Raw genomic sequence first — 20,373 nt, forward strand, 5'->3', positions numbered from 1 at the left:
GGAAAAGAAACCCCCTCATGAGAATCCAGCGACCTGAGGAGATGAGGTCAAAAACATCATCCTCGCGGGAATACTGATGAGCCCCGAAGAAGAGTATTATGGTCTTGAAGGCAAAACAGTACACTAATGGTTACCCGGATCTATAAAGAAACTCATTTCGATGCATCCCACCGTCTGATGCATTACGAAGGCAAATGTTCCAGGCTGCATGGTCACCGCTGGAGTGTTGAGGTCTGGATGGACGGAACGCCGGACGAAAAGTCACGGATCCTGCTTGATTACAATATCATCAAAAACATCATCAATGTTTACGACCATCAGGTCGTATTGAATAAAGACGATCCGATGGTAGAGGCCCTTTCCCGATTCCAGACACCAGTTCTGACAAACGGCGACCCGACAAGCGAACTTCTCGCAGAGGACATCCGTGAGCGGCTCAATACCTTCTGCACAGAACAGGGCCTGAGCGCCAGGGTCGCAAAACTGCGGGTATGGGAGTCGGAAGGCTGCTATGCCGAGGTCTTTGCAGAATGAGAGTCACGGAAACGTTTGTGAGTCTGCAGGGAGAGGGCGAAAGACAGGGTATGCCCTGTTTTTTCCTCAGGCTTTCTGGCTGTAATCTCAGATGTGCCTGGTGCGACACCGAATATTCATTCGAGAAAGGGACCGACAGAAGCGTGGATGAACTCGTAAAAGAGATCGCGGATTCCGGTCTTTCCTATGTCTGCGTGACCGGTGGAGAACCCCTTCTCCAGAAGGAGGAACTGATTCCCCTGCTGGAGATTCTTGCGGCCGCAGACATTCATGTGGATATCGAAACAAACGGCACGATCCCATTCAGCGATGTATCTGAATATGCGTCCATTTGTATGGACGTGAAGTGCCCGTCGTCCGGGGAGATGAGCGATCTGTCGCTCCTGTCGACCCTCACCGAAAAGGATTGTCTGAAATTTGTGATCGGCGACGAAGCGGATTATCTGTATATGGTCGAGGTCCTTGCCGCCCATAAACCGAAAGCCCCGGTCTGTATCACCCCGGTTTTCGGGACGGAGACGGGCTGGCTCGTTGAAACGATCATAGCTGAACGTCTGCCGGTCAGATTCCAGCTTCAGCTGCATAAAGTGGTGAATGTACAATGAAAAAAGCTGTATGCCTCCTTTCAGGAGGAATGGACTCCACAACCCTTGCCTTTGTCGCAAAGAAGATGGGGTATGATATTCTGGCCCTTCACGTGAATTACGGTCAGAGAACGGAAAAGAAAGAACTTGAATCTGCGAAGAAGGTAGCTGACGCCCTCGGAGTGGTGGAATTTCTGGAGATCTCTCTCGATTACTTCAAGAAATTTGGAGGGAGCAGTCTGACCGATATGAACATCGAAGTGGAGGAGGGTGTGCTTGGCAAAGCAGACAACCCGAACACATATGTGCCGTTCAGAAATGGAAATCTGATTGCGATCGCGACGTCTTACTGCGAATCGCGTGACGGCGAGGCGATTTTCATCGGTGTCCAGTCAGGCGACCACACGGGATATCCGGACTGTACTCCCCGGTTCATCGAGGCGATGCAGCATGCCATTTATGTGGGGACCCAGACGGAAAAGTCGATTGAACTGCTGACTCCTTTTGTTATGATGACCAAGACCGACATTCTGAAGGAAGGGATGGAATTGTGCGTTCCGTATGAACATACATGGTCCTGTTATTCAGAGAATGATGAGGCATGCGGGGTATGTTCGTCCTGTCTTGCACGGCTGAAGGCATTTGCGGATCTCGGGATGGAAGATCCGATCCCCTATAAAAAATAATTTTTAAAATACGCTCTTTTTTCGTATCAAAAATCCGGCAGACAAAAAAAGAAAAAAAAAAGGATTACTCTGCGGTTTCCTTTTTCGGCCGCTCGGGTTTCACATACGTGATCTCGTAGATCTCGACGCTCCGCTCGGAGGGAGTCGCCGACTTTGCGTACTCCCGTTCCATCGAGAGAACGTCGAACTTACACACATCAACACAGTTCCCGCACATCACACACCGGAATCGATCGAGTGTCCAGATCTTCTCGGTCCGCTGAACGACGATCGCCTGCGAAGGACACCGTTTCATACACATCATGCATGACGTGCACTTCGACGGATCGAAGACCAGATGACCACGGGTCCCCTCAAAATTTTCCAGAGGCACAGCCGGGAACATCACCGTCGCAGGAGCGTGGTAAAACTGTTTCAGAATCGTTTTAAGCATCTTCATGACAGCTCACCTCTCCATACAGCCGATACACGGATCGATCGTTAAAACGATCTGCGGGACATCGGCAAGCTCACAGCCTGCAAGGATCGATACCAGAGGCGGGATATTCGTCAGGGTCGGTGTTCTCACGCGGAACTGTGCAAGATTCTTGGTTCCGTTCCCTTTCAGGTAATGGATGACCTCGCCCCTCGGCTGCTCGGAGCGGCTGAAGTATTCTCCGTCGGGATTACCCTTCACGGCTGTGAAAACTTCGCCGTCCGGCATATCAGTAATGACCCGGCGGATGATCTCCACCGACTGGAACAACTCCCTGCATCTGACCGCACAGCGTGCATATCCATCGCCGCCTTTTTCAACGACCGGTTTGAACCCGATATCGCCGTAGGCGAGATAGCCGGTAGACCGGGTATCCTGATCAAGGCCGCTGCCGCGGGCCGTCGGACCGACAGCTCCGAGATAATAGGCATCCTCCTTCGAGAGAACACCTTTGCCGATCAGACGTTTGGTCAAGGTATAATCATTCAGGAACACGTTCGTAAGGTCCTTCATCTCATCCTCAATTTCATCGAGCCGGTCATCCATCTCCGAAAGGAAGGAGTTTGCGACATCACGTCGGACACCGCCGACTTTACAGACACCCTGAATAACACGGCCGCCGGTCGTTGCCTCCATCTCATCCAGAATCGATTCGCGAATCTTCCATGCCTGATAGAACAGGCTCTCGAATCCAAGCGAGTCGGCAAACAATCCAAGCCACAGAAGGTGACTGTGGAGACGCGAGTACTCGCCCCACATCGTTCGAAGATACGTCGCCCTGGGAGGGACCTGGACGCCCATCATGCCTTCTATTCCCTGACAGAATGTCGAGGAGTGCGTGAAACTGCAGATACCGCAGATACGTTCGGCGAGAAACACAAAGTCCTGATACTCGCGGCGATCCACCAGGCTCTCGAGACCGCGGTGGACATACCCGATCGACGGAATCGCCGAAACGACATGCTCGTCTTCCACGACCAGATCAAGATGGATCGGCTCGGGAAGCACAGGATGCTGGGGTCCGAACGGGATGATCGTCTGTCTGCCGGTCATTCTTTCGCCTCCTTGACAACAGTCACCGTAGGAGCAGGCTGCTCCTTCTTTTTGAACGGATAAGGAACGGATGTTTTGATGAACGTTCCGCCGAAATCAAGAGACATGCCTTCAAACGTAAACCCGTACAGGTCATGGATCTCGTTTTCATATACAAATGCCCCGCCGTAGGATGACCCGATCGACGGGATCTTCGTCCCTTCAGAGACGGTAATGCGGTAATGCCGGAGATCCGTCTCTTTTTCGAATGAGTAGGTGATATAGTAGCCTTCGTCAGCGGGCGTGCAGGTCACAACAACCAGACGATATCCGCCGTTTCTCATATTGCCGGCAATACTCTGTACATCAGCAACTTCAATGGTATCGATTTTCATATTCATTTTTTTGCCTCCAGAGCTGCACGTTTCTCTTCCAGAACGCCAAGTGCCTTTACAATTCCCTCAATAAGTGCCTCGGGACGGACGGAACATCCGGGGACATACACATCCACCGGAATGATCGTGTCGACGCCGCCGGAAATATTGTAGCAATCGCGGAAAACACCGCCGCTCGATGCGCAGATTCCCACCGCGACTACTACCTTCGGTTCCGGGATCTGGTCGTAGAGATTTTTCAGGACAACTTTGTTCTGTTCGTTCACCCCGCCCGTTACCACAAAAATATCGGCGTGTGCAGGGTTTCCGGTGTTGATGATGCCAAACCGCTCGACATCGTAGACCGGTGTTAAGGCGGCGAGAATTTCTATATCGCATCCATTACAGCTGGACGCATTGTAGTGAAGGAGCCAGGGGGATTTTGATGCCGAACTCATAATAACATACCTCCAAGGATGCCAAGTATGACAATGTTTCCGACCCCGAAGACGAGGGTGATGATCCAAAGACTCTTGATCGTCATCTTCCAGGTCACACGCGGGAAGACATTATCTATGACAATTTCCAGAAGGAACACGAGAACGATCGCAACTGCGGAAAGGACCGGATACCCGGCAAAGAAGATGAATAACATGGAGAGGAAGATTATCATCTCATACCAGTGAGCGATCTCGACTTTGGCAAGACTTCTGCCTGAAAGGGAGGAGGTCACACCTTTCACCAGTTCCTGATGTGCGTGATGCGAGGTCGAGATATCGAACGGAGACTTTCTGAGTATGAGAGTCAAAACGGCGATGAATGCGATGAACACACCAGGCAGGAAAACGATACCCGGCATACTAATAATGAGCATATGATAGGTCTCGAAACTGCCGGTGACCAGGTAGCATCCTGCGGCGAGCAGGATCAGGATCGGTTCAAGGATCATGAGACTGAGAAGTTCACGTTCTGCACCGATGTGGGAGAACGGCGCGTTTGCCGCATACGCTGCAAGGATAAGGAAGGTGTGGGCAAGTGTCAGAGAGAAGACCACAAACAGGAGATTGCCTCCGGTAGCGAGCATTGCTCCGGAAAATGCGATCAGGACCAGGTATGCAGTAGTGAAGATGATCTCGACAGGATTCGAGAACGCCTTCTCTTTATGCCAGAGTTTGGCCACATCATAGAACGGCTGAAGGAACGGGGGGCCGACCCTGGACTGGAAACGGGCAGTCAATACCCGGTCGCATCCGGTAAGGAGTCCGCCGAGGATCGGGGCGATGACCAAAAATAACACCGGCCCTACAATAAACATTATATCCATATCATCACCCCCATAAATCCAAGAACAAGCATCACGATGATCAGGATCCCCGAGATCACCCATGAGGGTTTGAGAAGGGCCTTCTCACCGCAGTACTCTTCGAGATAGTAGTTCGAGGTTTTCGCTTCTTTGTAGACGCCGAGAGAACCAAGGAACCTGCCTTCGGTATCAACCGCACGGCCTCCCAGATACGGCGGGATCGTTCTGCCTTCTTTGGAACCAAGGAATGCCCCAATAACAAGGAACAGGAGAATGACGGCCATAAGTCCGAGCATGACCAGGGTATCATTGAAGAACAATCCGTTATTGCTCTGATAGAAGTACGGACGGATCGTGTTCAGGTACGGTATGATCACTCCCGTTATGATCGCCGGGAACCCGAGACAGCAGCCAACCACAAGAACACCCATGACGATCACCGAGATCTTCTCGGAGATGTGGAGGGCAATTTTTTCCGCAGGCGGTCTGTTCATTCTCATGAACAGTTTGCCGAGCCATTTGGTCCAGAAGAAGATGGTGAAGGCACTTCCAAAGGCAAGAATTGAAACGAATACGAATCCAAGCGGGGCGGTAAGGAATGCTTCCAGAGCTACCCACTTGGAAATGAGCATACCAAACGGCGCAAGATACATCCCGCAGATACCGATGACCATCATCGTGGCAAGGAGCGGGAGACGGACCAGAAGTCCGTCCATGTCCTCAATGTCCCGGCTCCCGATCTTATGCTCGACTGCGCCGACACAGAGGAAGAGAAGCGCCTTGGCGACAGCGTGGAAGATGATCAGGAGAATCGCCGCCATAATTGATTCGGCCGTGCCGATACCGGCACATGCGGTGATCAGACCGAGATTCGCGATCGTGGAGTAGGCAAGAACTTTCTTTGCGTTACTCTGGGAAATCGCCATGGCCGAAGTGACCAGGAAGGTGAAGGCACCGATCAGAGCGAGGAAGATCCCCACCCAGGTCTGCGAGAAGAGGGGAGCGAAGAGTACCAGAAGATACACACCTGCTTTGACCATAGTGCTGGAATGCAGCAAAGCTGATACCGGGGTCGGGGCAACCATGGCTCCCGTGAGCCAGGTTGAGAACGGCATCTGGGCAGCCTTAGTTAGACCGGCGACGGCGATAAACGCAAGGGGTATCGTCAGTACAGATACATTCGGGAAGTGGAGCAGATTATTTACGGAGAGCAGACTTACCGGTGAATTTATCCGAATCAGGAAGGTTATTGCAAGGGTGAAGCAGATCCCGCCGATCAGGTTCATCCACACTGCACGAAACGCATTGTTCACTGCTTCGGGGGTCCGGGAATACCCAATCAGGAGGAAGGAACACAGCGTTGTTATTTCCCAGGCACACAGGATCCACATCAGATTATTTGAGAGGACGAGCCCGAACATTGCCGAGAGGAAGAGAAACATCACAGCGAAGAAGTAGCGTTTCCGCACCGGAACACCGATCTGGTGTTCATGATAATCCTTCATGTAACCAAGAGCATAGACACAGATGAGCGTCCCGATTATACCTATGATAAGGACCATGACAACCGAGAGATTGGTAACCATGAATGTCTGGATCACCTCATGGTTGTCAATGCCAAACAATTCGAGCCTCACGATAAGGATCAGCTGAATAACCGAGAGAATAAGAGGTAGGATTTTCCGGTATTTTATGGAAAGGCCCAATATCACGAGGGCTATGGCGAGGTCAACGATAAATAAAAGAATGCCGATCCATTCAGCATTCTCGATAGTCACAGATACGGGAGCGAGCAAAGCTTTCCATGCAAGAAAGATGGATGTCCCGATGATTATGACCGAGGTTATGCCTACGAGGATATTGCGGACAAGGTCGGGTTTGAAGACCGCTAAAAGAACAGCGGCACAAACAGGAACAAGCAGCAATATCAGTATGGCAATGAGTTCCGGCGGGTACATAGATATCACTTGTTGAAAGTATGGACATTCATCATTATTAATCATTCTAATCATACTCAGGATAATTCTGTATTTTCAGAGTCTATGAGATAAGATGCTGCAGAAAAACCTCATGAAAAATAGAAAAAAAAACCAAAAAATAATTAGATATATTGTTATTATTTCAACGAACGCACATCTTTTCCTTAGTAATACGAGCTGGAATAGGATCCTGCGGTCTGCAAATTAGAGCGGATTATTCCTGAACACATGGGGTGAATGATGAATGAAGACAGGAGAAATACCAGGAAATACTCCTCATTCTACTGAAAAGACGCGCCCGGTAATGAAAGCTTAAGTTTTTTTTTTTTAAAAGGTTATTGGTCGGGAACGAATTTCGTTCCGTAATGGATGATACCGTCCGAACCTTCGCGGTCCAGAACGCGGAAGACGGATGTTACCGGCATACCGATATGGACCTCATCCGGCTCACAGATGAGATGGGAGGTGACCCTTGTTCCTTCTTCGAGTTCTATGATCGCGAGAACATACGGTTTCAGGGCAGAGAACTGCTCACTTGCGGCAGAGAGGACCGAGTAGGTCAGGACCTTTCCTTTCCCGGAGAACTGGCAGGGAACAATTTTTCCATCCCGGCGGCAGTGAGGACAGATCGCCCTTGGCGGGAAAAACACATCGCCGCAGACATCGCATTTCGTTCCCACCATGTTATATCTCTGGGGGATCTCTCTCCAGAATCGTGCTACTGTCATTTCAGGCCCTCCTGAAGATGTGTGATACAACGGTTGCGCCGGTTCCTCCGACATTCTGTGTCATACCTATTTCTGCTCCTTCGACCTGACGTTTGCCGCCTTCGCCGCGAAGCTGCTGGACGACTTCCCAGATCTGTTTGATACCTGTGGCACCAACCGGATGGCCGCATGCCTTGAGACCTCCGGACGTATTTACCGGAAGCTTGCCGCCAAGCTGGGTCTCGCCCTGCTCGGTGAACTTTCCGGCAGTTCCCTTCGGAACAAAGCCGAGATCCTCGATCGCACAAAGTTCAGCGATCGTGAAACAGTCGTGAACTTCAACGAAGTCGATATCCTTTCGTTCGAGTTTTGCCTGCCGGAACGCCGAGTTTCCTGCGGCTACGGTGGCACCCATCGTGGAAAAGTCTGGACGGTCGTGTAATGCGATCGTGTCGCCGGCCTGTGCTGAGGCAAGGACCCTGATCGGCGTGTCGGTGAACTCCCGTGCTTTTTCAAGCGGGCAGACGACCACCACTGCGGCACCGTCGGAAACGGGCGAGCAGTCGAAGAGTCGAAGCGGGGAGGCAACGAGGGTCGAGTTCATTACGGTCGACTGGGTGATCTCATTCTGGAACTGAGCGAACGGGTTTCTTGCTCCGTGGTAATGGTTTTTCACCGCAACCTGGGCAAGCTGCTCGCGGGTCAGTCCATACTTGTGCATGTAGTCACATGCGATCATTGCGTAGAGACCTGGGAATGTCGCTCCTGCGAAGCTCTCCCATTCACGGTCAGCGGCGCCGGCGAGAACATCCGTCGAATCTCCGACATCGGTCATCTTCTCGACACCTGCCGCAATGACGACGTCGGACATTCCGGAAGATACTGCGGCTACAGCCTGACGGAATGCAAGACCTCCGGATGCACAGGCTGCCTCGACTCGGGTAGCCGGAGTGTGGAGCTCGCCGCCGAGTCCCACGTAATCGGCAACGAGTGCCCCAACGTGTTCCTGACCGACGAATCTGCCCGCGGACATCGAACCGACGAATAATGCATCGATCTGTTCTCCCGCCACATTTGCATCTTCAAGTGCGGCGATTCCTGCTTCTGTACACAGATCACGGAAAGATGTGTCCCATCTTTCTCCGAATTTCGTGATTCCTGCACCTATTACTGCTACATCTCTCATGATTCAACCTCACATCCGGATCTTGCCCTTATGCCGGGCATACACTGCATAGTCAAGATACTTCTTTGTGGAAAGCATCTTCTCAACGGTCGGACCCTGGGACCGGTCGATCTTATTCAAAATCGCGTCGGTCACGGTAATGTCAAAGGCATCGGATCCTGCGCCGCTGCCGTAACTTGTAACAAAGATCCGGTCACCGGGTTTTGCCACATCAAGAATTGCTGCGAGGCCAAGGGGAACGGCACCACTGTAGGTGTTTCCAAGTGTGGGGGCCAGAAGACCGGCCTTGATCTGTTCCTTCGTGAATCCAAGCATTTGTGAAGCTTTCTGCGGGAATTTGGCATTCGGCTGGTGGAAGACTGCATGCGTATAATCGGAAGGCTTCGTTCCGCGAAGTTCCATCATCATTTTTGCAGCCCCAAGGGTGTGTTTGAAGTACCCGGGGTCCCCGGAGAATCTTCCTCCGTGTCTGGGATAATCCTCTCCTTCGCGCCGCCAGAAATCCGGCGTGTCCGAGGAGTATGAGCAGGTGTCATGGATAACCGCTATCGGATCATCATTACCGATAACGTATGCCGCTCCTCCGGCAGCAGCCGTATATTCTAGTGCATCGCCGGGTGCTCCCTGAGCAGTGTCCGCTCCGATCGCGACGGCATACTTCATCATTCCTGATGATACCAGGCCCATCGCGGTCTGAATGGCGGCAGTTCCTGCCTTACAGGCGAACTCGTAATCTGCTGCCGTCATAACGGGTGTTGCACCGATTGCCTCTCCGACCGTGACTGCGGTCGGTTTAACAGCATACGGATGTGACTCGGATCCTACATAGACTGCCTTGATATCGGCAGGGTCCACTGGACGTCGGCGCAGAGCCGAGCGGGCAGCCTCAACAGAAAATGTGGCTGTGTTCTCATCGTAATCGGGTACGGCTTTTTCTAAAACGCCAAGACCGCCGGTGATCTCCGCGGCGTTCGCTCCCCATACACGGGCAATCTCTTCGACTTTTATTCTGAAACGGGGGATGTATGCCCCGTAGGTGATTATGCCTACCATTGTGTTTTCCTTAAACGTGTAACGAGATCTTGAACTCCCAGGGGCGTACAGAGAACGGTAATGTGATCTTTTTCTGCAAGCTTTTTGACGAGCGGGCTGACATGTGCCTCATCTATCCCCTGAAGGATTACATACGGGGGTTTGAACGGAGTGACACGGATCGCGATCATTGGAGATTTTCCGGTCGAAATATCCGTGAAAATCAGAGCGCGTTCGGTACTCCATCCATAAATGCGGTTGAACTCATTGGGAGAGAGATTCAGAATGGCATTCGTACTGTTAATAACAGTGTAGCCAAAAATCTGAGAATCAAGATCGCCGCAGATGAGGGTACATTCAATCTGTTCCGATAATTCCCTGATCGGGATAGAGGTCGCGAAGTCATGAATATCATAAATGACCTCGTCATCATAATCCGAGAACAGGAGTTTGCCATACTTTTTGATGTATGTCCCACCATTTTCTTCGTCAACATTCAGAAGCGAGTCTACGATTTTTCCAACGACACCAGTTCCTGGACTTTTTCTCCTGCCGCTCTCATAATCACTGATAACGGATGGAGAAACTCCAAGATGATCTGCGAGTACTCCCGGAGCTATCTGAAAACTTGTACGCCATTTTTTCAGGGCTTTTCCGGGTGAATCGGAGAGGGTGATCTCGCCTGCCATCTTTTCGGCAAGCTGCTGGCGAAGTACCGGCTTCATACCTATCTGTATTTCGTTACTTACATAAAAAGCTGGTTGTCGAATTCGTCAATACACGAATACAACCGATACTAACTCATAAATAGTAACCACTCCAACACTGGGTTATGTATACGATAGATGCTGAAGATGCGGCCTGTCTGCGGCGAATTGCCCTGCTTGGAGGGTGTAAAGGACCAGTACGCCTTTCCACACAGGCTCTGGGAGACCAGCTCGGGATCAGCCAGCAGACCGCATCACGCAGACTTCAGTCACTCGAAAAAGCACAGATGATTTCACGGACCGCAGAGTCGACCGGTCAGTTCGTTCTCGTGACACGATCCGGAGAGGAGCATCTCCGGCGGGAATTCTCCGAGTACAGTAAAATATTCGATGTAAAAGATGAGCAGTATATCCTTACTGGTACCGTCATATTAGGCGTCGGCGAAGGAAGGTACTATATGTCCATCCCCCACTATCAGGAACAGTTCGAAAAACTCTGCGGATTTACTCCGTATCCGGGGACGCTCAATATAAAACTCAACCCGCAAAGTGTTCTGGTCAGAAAACGGATGGACTCCTTGGAATGGACGATTGTTCCCGGGTTCAAAGATGAACACCGCATGTTTGGTGAGGCACGCTGTATCAAATGCACGATATCCGGTATTTCGTGCGCAATAGTCGTGCCCGGTCGGACCCATCACCCGGAAGAGATTATTGAGGTAATTTCCGGAACACATCTCCGTGACGCCCTGGACCTGAAAGAAAACAGTGAAGTCGTTGTGGTCGTTGGATAAACCATAACTTTTTTTAGCACAATTCCGTGTTCACATACGGGAAAAGAAAATCGGCACCTGAACCAAATCAGGTATCAGTCAAAGGAGAATACATCTTCGACTGTTGTGTGAAAATATCTGGAGATCCTAAACGCCAGTTCAAGGGACGGATCATACTTACCCTTTTCTATGGCAAGAATCGTCTGGCGGGTCACACCCAGCTCTTTTGCGAGAGCATCCTGCGTCAGATCATGCATAGCCCGGTAAACCTTGATCTTATTCTTCATCTTCGCCCCATACCCCGAACTTACGGGCGTAATAGAACCTGAATCCGACATAGATGAAGAGTGCCGCAATGATCATCACAAGCTGCAGTACGGCAAATAATCCGAGTTGTGAAATCGGGATCGTCTCAGGCGGGACGGGAAAATACGATACGGATTCAAACCCCCCGACGGGGAGCATCGAATCATTTGAACGGTGATAGGTAAATGATTGAAAACCCAGGGGACCGCTGAAAACATACACGATCGTAGCAAGATTCACGGTCAGGAAAAGAACGACCGAGGCTCTTATCGTCGCAGACGCGGTTTTCATATCGATCAAAATGGTCCGTTCATCCTGAACGATGTCGGTAACACGTTTTTTCAGAACGAAGAAAAGCACCGCTGCGAGAATAACAGAAGCCGCAATGATCAGCGGACTCGAAAGTTCTATCGACAGCCAGAATAAAAGAAGCAGAGAGACGGCAATAAGACCGTATATAATATAGAACGTATTTTTCTTCATCAGTTAGTCCTACTTTATGTTAATTGAACACTATAAGGATTTGCAAAATATAAAAACCCGCCCCGTTGTGTGTGGGATGGGGCGGGCGTTTTTTTTGTATGGTGGTATGAGAAAAAATCTGATTCTGCTTTTCCTGTTGTGTGTACTGAAGTATGAGAGGGCGATCCCCGTCCAGCCCATACTTCAGCGTATAATGTATTTTACATAATGTAATATATAGTTTCCGTTTTTGAGCAAAATCTACCTGGTGCCGGACAGGAAGAAAAAAATCCCCGGATCATTTATGGTGGTGTGGACCTGATTCGGGGTTCGCTGGTGTGTGTATGGTTCTATATGGGAAAATCTGTGTTGTCTGTGTCCTGAAGAATCAATAAAACCGACTCTTCATTAACACGTATATAATTCATTTAACCATATATACATTCTGAACGGGGACCTTTTTTTCGTGAACCTTAATCACCGTACAGCACACATCATACGGATAAGAATGCCTTCAATCACCACCGGAAACCTCACCGACCAGCCGCGCTATCTCCCAATAACCGCAGAAGAGCTGAAAAATACCGGCAGGACTAAACCTGACATCATCCTTGTATCGGCCGATGCCTATGTTGATCATCCGTCATTTGCCGCCGCACTCCTTGGACGAACACTGATAAACGCAGGATTCTCCGTTGCCATTATAAGCCAGCCCGACTGGAAAGACAGAGAAGGAACAGACTTCACACAGTTTGGAAAACCAAACCTCTTCTTCGCCGTACTTCCCGGAGCCGTCGATCCGATGGTAAGTGCCTATACCCCTGCACTCCGGCGCCGGCATGACGATGCATACTCACCCGGTGGAAAACCCACCCGCCCGGAAAAAACGACCCTTGTTTACACAAATATACTTCATCGTCTGTTCAAAGACACCCCGATAATCATTGGAGGGATCGAAGCAAGTCTCAGACGCCTCGCTCATTACGATTACTGGAGCGACTCGGTCAAACAGGGGATCCTTGCGGATGCTCCCGCCTCGCTTCTCGTCTACGGAATGGGTGAGCTCCAGATGATCGAGATCGCCGAACGCCTGAAAACCGGCGAAAGCGTCAAAGACCTCACGGATATCAGAGGCACCTGCTACACGATGAGCATAGCAGCGTTCCGGGAAAATCCTCCGGCCGGGACCATACTTCCCGCATACCCGGCAGTAGTAAACAAGGAAACCTATGCGGAAGCGTTTAAGATCCAGCATCTTTCTAAAGATACGCTGATCCAGCCCCACCCGAAGACCGTCGTCGTCCAGAATCCTCCGGCACGTCCCCTTACAAGCGAGGAACTCGATATCATCTACGAACTGCCGTACACAAGAAAACAGCACCCGGCATACAAAGAACCGATCCCGGCACTCACCCCGATCCAATTTTCCATCACCACCCACCGCGGGTGTTTTGGCGCCTGTTCATTTTGCGCCATCACCCATCATCAGGGAAAAGAGATCGTCTCACGAAGTGAGGAATCCGTTCTGAAAGAGGCTGAGCGGATCGCGAAAATGCCGGAGTTTCGGGGAACGATCTCGGATCTCGGCGGACCGTCCGCGAATATGTATGCCTGCAGCTGTGCAAACTGGGAGGAAAACGGGGCCTGTCTCGACAAAAACTGTGCGGCATGCCCTTCGCTGAAGCTGGGCACAACCGAACAGATTTCCCTGCTCAGACACGTATCGGCGATCAGAAAAGTCAAACATGTTTTCATCAGCTCGGGAATCAGATACGATCTCATTCCCGAAACAGAAGACGGGGACAAATACCTGAAAGAGCTGACCGAACGCCACATCTCCGGCCACCTGAAAGTTGCACCCGAACATATCAGCGACCGGGTAACGCAGCTGATGAACAAACCGGGAAAAGCGGTCTTTGATGCCTTCTGCAAAAGGTTCGATGCCCTCCAAAAGGACAAAACGAAGAAACAGTATCTCGTGCCGTATCTGATGTCATCTCATCCCGGATGCCGGATAGATGACATGGTCACCCTTGCCCTCTATCTCAGAGAAAAGGGGATGTACACCGAACAGGTCCAGGACTTTACTCCGGTTCCGATGACCCTTTCAACGGCGATGTATTACACCGGACTCGACCCTATGACCGGGAAAAAAGTCCATGTCCCCCTCGGAGATGAGAAAAGGATCCAGAGAGCCCTTCTTCAGTGGAAAGATCCGAAACAGTATGATTATGTCATCTCCGGACTTTTGAAGGCAGGAAGAAGTGACCTGATCGGGGACCTGGTGCCTAACAAAGGTCTGCCCCCGGTAAAAAAATCAGGCAGCTCGAAAAAAAGAAGAGTTTAAGTCTTTGAATCCTGCTCACAGGCGAGAGCTTTGGGCTTTTCTCCCTTGAAGAAGAATCCTCTGTAAATCATCGGGACGATCACCGTCGTCACAAGGGAGACCACCACGATCGCGATAAACAGCTCGTTTCCTAACTGGAGAAGATGCTCCGCCTCTAGGGGGTCTATAGCTGCGGCCGCCATCTCCTCAAACCGATTCAGTGCAATAAGGCCAACGATCATGGCCACCTCCCCGCGAGGGGTCATCCCAAACCCGATGAGCGCCGAGTCTCGCCAACTCATCCCTGTTAATTTGGCCGGGATACCGCAGCCGAAAACTTTCGTGATAACAGCAACGATCGTCAGGATCGCGATGAACAATATCATATCCTGAGTCAGATATCGTAAATCTGCGATGATACCGAGTGACACGAAGAATATCGCCGCGAAGATGATATACAGATACTCGGCGCCGAGTTTGATATCCATACTATGCTTCAGACTGACTCTGTTCACACAGACACCTGCAAGGAATGCCCCGACGATAGCGGATATCCCCACCATTTCAGCCATCATTGCATAGAAAAATGCGATCATCATCGCAAAGATGAACACAAATTCCGGGAACTGTCGGGCGATCTTTGTTTCATCCATCTTGGTGATCAGGAGAGGAATAACTTTGACACCCACTCCTGCCGCAATGATTACGAAACCGAATGCTTTGATAACGGTGAGACCGATTCCGAGGGGAACAAGTTCACCGGTCGAGGCAAGATCAGTACAAATCGAAAGCACGATCAAACTTAAGATATCATCGATGACCGCAGCCCCGATGATCGCTTTCGCGAACGGCTGATGGAGTTTGCCCATCTCCCGCAGAACATTTGCCGTGATCGCGATACTGGTGGCGGTCAACGCGGTACCAATGAAAATGGCACTGTAAAAGTCCATGCCGAAAAAGACCGCGGTGATATACCCGCCGACCCATGGAACAACAACTCCTATGAAAGCAATTAAGATATATCGCCAGTTGGTGATATCACGCAGTTCAAACTCGAATCCTATCACAAACAGCAGAATAATTGCGCCAAGTCCGGCGAGACTCTGAACGAAGTCCGTATAGGTAATAAGTCCGAGGACACTCGGACCAACGATAAGACCTACCAGGATCTCGCCGATAACCGCGGACTGGTGGATCCGTGTCGCGAGAAGATAACCTCCCAATGCCACGAATAACAGAAGACTCATCTGGAATTCGATGGTGGATATGAGTTCTTCCAACATAAGTATCTTGAATTTAGGTTGTGCTAGTAAAAAGAATTTCTCTTAAACACTTTGAATTCTAGTAATCCGGATCCTGTTTTGCCGGGCAGAAATTACATAACGCCTGAGGTAGATCCTTTTCCCGGTCACGGATCGGGCAGTAAACAATGTCTCCCACCTGCCGGATCCGAAGTCCTCCCGGAAACGGCATGCCGACAGGATGACCGCAGCCCCCCTTCACGAACATGACATAGGCAAACACCAGACGGTAGAAAAATTTTGACAAGGGATGATTCTGGGTAGGGAGGGAGTTCTCCGAAGGACCGACATTCTGAAAACAATATTCTGGAACATCGACCCAGTATTTTTTCCAAAGATCAAGATCGGAGAGCGGACCGGAACAAACGATACCGGGTCGGTAATCCTGCATGAACTCATGGTACTGATCGAGCAAATCCATACAGAACGGTTTGTACATCCGGCGGTACGGATTCGGGAGTCGGTCAACCTCACACTTTAGATGCCCGCCGATGTACTGCAGATCAAAAACCGTGTAGGCGGACAATGCCCTGCCGATAATTTCTGCCGCCGCCTGATTCGACTCTGCAGAAAGAAGAGCCGTCACCGTCTCATCAATGAATTTGCGGGAGGATGAAGCGGAACGTGAAAAGATGTCCATTGATTGATGATTATACCATTGGACCCGGAGCCTATAATATCTGTGTCCCGGAAAACAGTACATGTTTATATTCCGACAGGTCGAATACAGTGTAGTTTTCATGGACATTCTCTACGCTGTAGTCGTCATCATCGGTCTTGTTGCCTTCGAGACCGTTGCCAGCATAGATAATGCCATAATCAATGCGGATATTTTATCGACGATGAAGGCCTGGGCCCGCCGCTGGTTCCTTACATGGGGTCTTATCATCGCGGTGTTCGGCGTCCGCGGTCTTCTGCCCTGGGCAATTATTTGGGCGTCAGCCCCCTCGCTAGGTCCGATCGGAGCGCTTACCGCGACCTTCTCCGGCGACGAGACGGCGGCTCTCGCGATCGAGCAGAGCGCTCCGTTTCTCCTTCTCGCAGGAGGAGTGTTTATGGTTTTTCTGTTTCTGCACTGGTTCATGGCAGAGCAGAAGAACTGCATAGTTCCTGGAGAACTCGCTTTCTCGAAAACCGGACCCTGGTTTTATGCGGCGGCCGCGATCATTCTTCTGGCAATAGTTTACTTTACTGTCCAGATAAACCCGTTCCTCGCCGTCGCAGCAGTCGCGGGTTCGGCGATCTTTTTCATCATGCAGGGATTCCGTCTGTTTGCTGATGCCAAAACTCTGGAGCTTGAGAAGGGGACGGAAAATCCGGATGAAGCGGGACACAAATCCCAGATCAGTAAACTGATGCTTCTCGAAGTGATCGACGCGACATTTTCCATAGATGGAGTCGTCGGCGCATTTGCATTCACCATGTCGGTCCCTCTGATCCTGATTGGTAACGGCCTCGGGGCATTAGTGGTCCGTGAACTGACGATTCGAAACATTGACAGTATCCGGAAATATGCCTATCTCAAAAACGGAGCGATGTACTCTATATTCTGTCTGGGTATCATCATGTGCTCGGAAGGATTCGGTCTGGAGTTGCCGATCTGGATCGCTCCCATCCTTACAGTGTCCATCGTTGCAGTCTTCTTCGGACTCTCTCTGAGAAAAATCAAGAAGCATGATTACGGAACCTGTCCGGCGCCGAGAAAAGAGTAACTATTTTTTTAGAGAGGATTTCCGCGGTGTTATCCTCAATCCAATTCGGAAGGGAGATTGACACTACACCGAGTAAGTCCCATTTTGAATATTATATACTCATACTTCACATACTTTACGTGAAGTTTACGCAGACCGCGTAAACATTAAAAACCTGTGGATCTCCCTCTTTTTCAAAAAATACCCAATATAATAAAAATACAAATATAATTAAAACGAAATTTACGTAAGAGAGGAAAACGCCCAGCAGACTTTCTGAACCCCAAAACCCTCTGCATTTCCCAAAATCGCGTAAACACGTAAACATCAAAAATCCAGCCTCATATCTCCCTCCAAATCAAAAAAGAAGACCGGGAATTGTTCACGCCCAGCCCGTAACCACCCCTCCCCTCACGGCAGCTCAGAGCTTTCTGCAGAGGATAGCCGCGTGATCTTTGTGATAGGGATCGAGCCATACGCTTTTCTCCACCACGTATCCGCCTTCCTTCAGCTCCGCACACGTGTCGGCAAACACCTCATCGGCAGACTTTCTGATATCCACACTCCGCGTTTTCAGCATGAGAACGAGACGGCCGCCGGATTTTATAAACGGCAGATGCTTCACCGCGATGCCCGCCTGATTCGGCTGGGCAACATCCTGATAGAGCATATCCGCTGGTTCGAGGAGAGCGGCGTATCGAACAGGACGGGTCGCATCCGCGTAGATCGGAACGATATTCTTACGTTTCTTTGCGACCGCGAGGAGATCCTCCATCGGGCGGGGGGCAAACTCTACTGCGTAAACTGACTCCACATAATCCGCGACATGGGAAACGGTCGTGCCGTTCGCGGCTCCTAGATAAAGGACGACCTCATCCTTGCCAAGGGAGGTCGTTTTGTCCAGATACCAGAGGGCGGCAAGTTTACTCCGGTACGGGTCCCAAACGCGGAAGTTCCCAAGCATGCGCTCATTATACACTCCTCCTGAGCCTTCAGATACGAGTGTGCCTTTTATGTCGATCATAACTCTCCTCCAAAAATTTTGTCGATCTTTGCATTCGCCTGATCAACAAATTCAGCATCCAGTTCGCCCCGATACAGATCCAGACGGGCGGCGATGGCAAGTTTCGCCGCAAGCTGACGGGCAACCTTTCCGCGAACTTCCTTTTGTGCATTGTGGACCCGACGATGCTGAAAGATGATGCCGTGTTTTGGCGAAGACGAACCCGTCCTGATGTGAGAGAAGAGGGCCGACTCGGCACCGATCACCTGTATGGATGAACCCGGCATTTTTGCTGTTGACTCAAGACCGCCTGCACGGGAGATAAGCCGTGCGGCAACAAGGCCGCCGACAAGAGCACTCATGTTCGGGATAACGGTCATTGCCTCCCGGGAAACCTCCTTCATCAGATCGGTCCTGACTCCGGAAAGAGAGAGGATCTCCCGTGCCACACGCTTTAAAGAGGGACTGCCGGACTTTGCAATTTTCTGAACAAGGCGGGGACCATTTGCCCGAGTATATTTATGGGACGTTCCGGGCGTTATCGCCGCATGCCAGTCGGTCACCCGTTCCGTGAGGAGGTTGATCACATCATCCATCTCGTCGAGGGTCCGGACCATCTGGAGAAGAGCGGCGTCTTTTTTATCAAGATCCGCGGCGATCCCTTTCATTGCGAGGAAAATGGATACCTCCCTGACTGCCCGGATGTATTCTTCCCTGGTTGAGATCAGTCTGGCATCTCGAAGATCTTCCCAGTTACAAAGGACGGACGGTATTGTGGCAGTATTCAGTATCCGTTCTTCGCATTCCGCCGGATCTATCGATATTTCTCCGGCCTCCCCATACCAGTGCATATACTAATGTGGGAGGTTTGCGGGGATATAGATAGCTGAGGGATCGAAACTACCGGAAACCAACCATAACAGTTAACATTAACCCCTCTCAATAATACATCATGCTCAATAGATACAAAGGATGTCTTATCGGAGCTATCCTTGGTGACGCTCTCGGGATGCCGCACGAGACGACCACCGCACATTTTTCAACAGAACCGACCTTTGGAAAGGCACACAAAGGTCATCCGAATCATAATCTCCTCCCGGGCCAGTACACCGACGACGGACAGCTGATCCTCATAGCCTCACGGATCCTCGCAGAAGGTGCCTGGAACAACACCGATTACGCAAAAGAACTTCTCAAAACCTATACCTTACAGAAATTCAGATACCCGGACGGGACCATTTTTGCCGCATGCAAAAAGATGGAAAAAACCGAAAACCTCACCGGATCGGGAATATACTCAGACAGTGCGGGGTGTATAGGCCTCGCGATTCCCTTTGCTCTCGCATACAGGGACCGAAAGGAGATGGCAAAAGATCTTCTGGCTGCCTGTACGGTGACCCACACGCACCCCGGCGTACACGCGGGCGTGATTGGATGCGCCCTTCTTTTGAACACCCTTCTTGAAACAAGTGATGTAGAGGCAGGATTTGCAGCACTCCGGACCGCGGCAGAAAATATGGATCCGATGCTCGCAGGAAAAATAGCCAATGCGATCAGAATCGAGCAGACCGGCATGCCCACACCTGATGCCGTGAGTATTCTTGGAAACTCCTCCTCAATATACCATACACTTCCCCTTGCAGTCTTCTTTTGCAGACGATATTATATTCCGCGTGAACTCCTCGGGATATCCTCCACCTGCGGGGGAAATGCCGATACGGCCTCACTTTTGTGTGGAGCATTTTGCGGGGCCAGATTCGGAATATCGGCCCTCCCGGGGGAGCTTATCCCCACACTTGAACGGGCGGGGATCTTTGCAGATCTTGCAGAAAAACTCATGAACCGGGAAGCTAAAACCCCGGACGAAGAGTCCGGGGAATAACATCTTTAAACTAGTTGTAAACCAATAATT

23 protein-coding genes are annotated in these 20,373 nt (G+C 50.7%); 7 read left to right on the forward strand and 16 right to left on the reverse strand.

What is annotated here, in order from left to right:
• Positions 1-126: 126 nt before the first annotated feature.
• Genes Q7J08_RS03030 through queC form a run of 3 tightly spaced genes read left to right on the forward strand, consistent with a single transcriptional unit; the run spans position 127 to position 1,804 of the window.
• Positions 127-534, forward strand: coding sequence for a 6-carboxytetrahydropterin synthase (locus Q7J08_RS03030; RefSeq protein WP_304910216.1), 408 nt, complete (start codon positions 127-129; stop codon positions 532-534).
• Positions 531-1,139: a radical SAM protein gene (locus Q7J08_RS03035; RefSeq protein WP_304910217.1), complete on the forward strand. Its 609-nt coding sequence runs from the start codon at positions 531-533 to the stop codon at positions 1,137-1,139. Before Q7J08_RS03030 ends, Q7J08_RS03035 begins: the two co-directional genes overlap by 4 nt.
• Entirely contained in the window at positions 1,136-1,804 is a 669-nt protein-coding gene (gene queC / locus Q7J08_RS03040; protein WP_304910218.1) for a 7-cyano-7-deazaguanine synthase QueC, read from the forward strand. Before Q7J08_RS03035 ends, queC begins: the two co-directional genes overlap by 4 nt.
• A gap of 64 nt (positions 1,805-1,868) precedes the next feature.
• Here queC and Q7J08_RS03045 read toward each other — a convergent pair whose 3' ends face one another.
• The 10 genes from Q7J08_RS03045 to Q7J08_RS03090 all read right to left on the reverse strand — a co-directional run bounded on the left by Q7J08_RS03045 (position 1,869) and on the right by Q7J08_RS03090 (position 10,617).
• The gene (locus Q7J08_RS03045) at positions 1,869-2,243 is read right to left on the reverse strand and encodes a 4Fe-4S dicluster domain-containing protein (protein WP_304910219.1); all 375 of its coding nucleotides are present in this window, start codon (positions 2,241-2,243) and stop codon (positions 1,869-1,871) included.
• A 6-nt stretch (positions 2,244-2,249) separates the two neighbouring features.
• On the reverse strand, positions 2,250-3,332 hold the full coding sequence (locus Q7J08_RS03050; protein WP_304910220.1) for a nickel-dependent hydrogenase large subunit: 1,083 nt from the start codon (positions 3,330-3,332) through the stop codon (positions 2,250-2,252).
• Complete coding sequence (locus Q7J08_RS03055) at positions 3,329-3,706, reverse strand: NADH-quinone oxidoreductase subunit C (RefSeq protein ID WP_304910221.1); 378 nt, start codon at positions 3,704-3,706, stop codon at positions 3,329-3,331. The genes Q7J08_RS03050 and Q7J08_RS03055 overlap by 4 nt, the downstream gene beginning before the upstream one ends.
• A 2-nt stretch (positions 3,707-3,708) precedes the next feature.
• Positions 3,709-4,143, reverse strand: coding sequence for an NADH-quinone oxidoreductase subunit B family protein (locus tag Q7J08_RS03060; protein WP_011833986.1), 435 nt, complete (start codon positions 4,141-4,143; stop codon positions 3,709-3,711).
• On the reverse strand, positions 4,140-5,009 hold the full coding sequence (locus tag Q7J08_RS03065) for an NADH-quinone oxidoreductase subunit H (RefSeq protein WP_304910222.1): 870 nt from the start codon (positions 5,007-5,009) through the stop codon (positions 4,140-4,142). The genes Q7J08_RS03060 and Q7J08_RS03065 overlap by 4 nt, the downstream gene beginning before the upstream one ends.
• Positions 5,000-6,946 carry an NADH-quinone oxidoreductase subunit L gene (locus Q7J08_RS03070; protein ID WP_304910223.1) on the reverse strand — a complete coding sequence of 649 codons (1,947 nt, stop codon included), beginning with the start codon at positions 6,944-6,946 and terminating at the stop codon, positions 5,000-5,002. The genes Q7J08_RS03065 and Q7J08_RS03070 overlap by 10 nt, the downstream gene beginning before the upstream one ends.
• A 356-nt stretch (positions 6,947-7,302) precedes the next feature.
• Positions 7,303-7,695, reverse strand: a complete 393-nt coding sequence (locus tag Q7J08_RS03075; protein WP_304910224.1) for a Zn-ribbon domain-containing OB-fold protein — start codon at positions 7,693-7,695, stop codon at positions 7,303-7,305.
• Between the two features lies 1 nt (position 7,696).
• The gene (locus tag Q7J08_RS03080; RefSeq protein WP_304910225.1) at positions 7,697-8,860 is read right to left on the reverse strand and encodes a thiolase domain-containing protein; all 1,164 of its coding nucleotides are present in this window, start codon (positions 8,858-8,860) and stop codon (positions 7,697-7,699) included.
• A gap of 9 nt (positions 8,861-8,869) precedes the next feature.
• Positions 8,870-9,913, reverse strand: coding sequence for a hydroxymethylglutaryl-CoA synthase (locus Q7J08_RS03085; RefSeq protein WP_304910226.1), 1,044 nt, complete (start codon positions 9,911-9,913; stop codon positions 8,870-8,872).
• Positions 9,907-10,617, reverse strand: coding sequence for a helix-turn-helix domain-containing protein (locus Q7J08_RS03090; protein WP_304910227.1), 711 nt, complete (start codon positions 10,615-10,617; stop codon positions 9,907-9,909). The genes Q7J08_RS03085 and Q7J08_RS03090 overlap by 7 nt, the downstream gene beginning before the upstream one ends.
• Positions 10,618-10,724: 107 nt before the next feature.
• On the opposite strand from Q7J08_RS03090, the gene Q7J08_RS03095 reads away from it, so the two are divergent.
• The gene (locus tag Q7J08_RS03095) at positions 10,725-11,393 is read left to right on the forward strand and encodes a DUF120 domain-containing protein (RefSeq protein WP_304910228.1); all 669 of its coding nucleotides are present in this window, start codon (positions 10,725-10,727) and stop codon (positions 11,391-11,393) included.
• Positions 11,394-11,467: 74 nt separating this feature from the next.
• Here Q7J08_RS03095 and Q7J08_RS03100 read toward each other — a convergent pair whose 3' ends face one another.
• Together Q7J08_RS03100 and Q7J08_RS03105 are read right to left on the reverse strand one after the other, a co-directional pair.
• Positions 11,468-11,659: a helix-turn-helix transcriptional regulator gene (locus tag Q7J08_RS03100; protein ID WP_304910229.1), complete on the reverse strand. Its 192-nt coding sequence runs from the start codon at positions 11,657-11,659 to the stop codon at positions 11,468-11,470.
• Positions 11,649-12,161: a DUF2178 domain-containing protein gene (locus Q7J08_RS03105; protein WP_304910230.1), complete on the reverse strand. Its 513-nt coding sequence runs from the start codon at positions 12,159-12,161 to the stop codon at positions 11,649-11,651. Before Q7J08_RS03105 ends, Q7J08_RS03100 begins: the two co-directional genes overlap by 11 nt.
• 487 nt (positions 12,162-12,648) lie before the next feature.
• On the opposite strand from Q7J08_RS03105, the gene Q7J08_RS03110 reads away from it, so the two are divergent.
• Entirely contained in the window at positions 12,649-14,487 is a 1,839-nt protein-coding gene (locus Q7J08_RS03110) for a YgiQ family radical SAM protein (protein ID WP_304910231.1), read from the forward strand.
• Here Q7J08_RS03110 and Q7J08_RS03115 read toward each other — a convergent pair.
• Positions 14,484-15,749 carry a cation:proton antiporter gene (locus Q7J08_RS03115; RefSeq protein WP_304910232.1) on the reverse strand — a complete coding sequence of 422 codons (1,266 nt, stop codon included), beginning with the start codon at positions 15,747-15,749 and terminating at the stop codon, positions 14,484-14,486. The two genes, Q7J08_RS03110 and Q7J08_RS03115, sit on opposite strands and share 4 nt — an antisense overlap.
• A gap of 58 nt (positions 15,750-15,807) precedes the next feature.
• Positions 15,808-16,407 carry a DUF2115 domain-containing protein gene (locus Q7J08_RS03120; RefSeq protein ID WP_304910233.1) on the reverse strand — a complete coding sequence of 200 codons (600 nt, stop codon included), beginning with the start codon at positions 16,405-16,407 and terminating at the stop codon, positions 15,808-15,810.
• A gap of 100 nt (positions 16,408-16,507) precedes the next feature.
• Between Q7J08_RS03120 and Q7J08_RS03125 the strand changes: the two genes are divergently transcribed.
• Positions 16,508-17,479 carry a DUF475 domain-containing protein gene (locus Q7J08_RS03125; RefSeq protein ID WP_304910234.1) on the forward strand — a complete coding sequence of 324 codons (972 nt, stop codon included), beginning with the start codon at positions 16,508-16,510 and terminating at the stop codon, positions 17,477-17,479.
• Positions 17,480-17,879: 400 nt separating this feature from the next.
• Here the strand turns inward: Q7J08_RS03125 and Q7J08_RS03130 are convergent, their stop codons facing one another.
• Both Q7J08_RS03130 and Q7J08_RS03135 read right to left on the reverse strand, forming a co-directional pair.
• A complete protein-coding gene (locus tag Q7J08_RS03130) occupies positions 17,880-18,482 on the reverse strand; it encodes a fibrillarin-like rRNA/tRNA 2'-O-methyltransferase (protein ID WP_304910235.1) in 603 nt (200 codons plus the stop codon).
• Positions 18,479-19,312 (reverse strand): RNA-processing protein, encoded by an 834-nt coding sequence (locus tag Q7J08_RS03135; protein WP_304910236.1) that lies wholly within the window; start codon positions 19,310-19,312, stop codon positions 18,479-18,481. The genes Q7J08_RS03130 and Q7J08_RS03135 overlap by 4 nt, the downstream gene beginning before the upstream one ends.
• 101 nt (positions 19,313-19,413) lie before the next feature.
• On the opposite strand from Q7J08_RS03135, the gene Q7J08_RS03140 reads away from it, so the two are divergent.
• Positions 19,414-20,343 (forward strand): ADP-ribosylglycohydrolase family protein, encoded by a 930-nt coding sequence (locus Q7J08_RS03140; protein ID WP_304910237.1) that lies wholly within the window; start codon positions 19,414-19,416, stop codon positions 20,341-20,343.
• Positions 20,344-20,373 lie beyond the last annotated feature (30 nt).

The sequence above is a fragment of the Methanocorpusculum sp. genome (genome assembly GCF_030655665.1).
Classification (GTDB): domain Archaea; phylum Halobacteriota; class Methanomicrobia; order Methanomicrobiales; family Methanocorpusculaceae; genus Methanocorpusculum.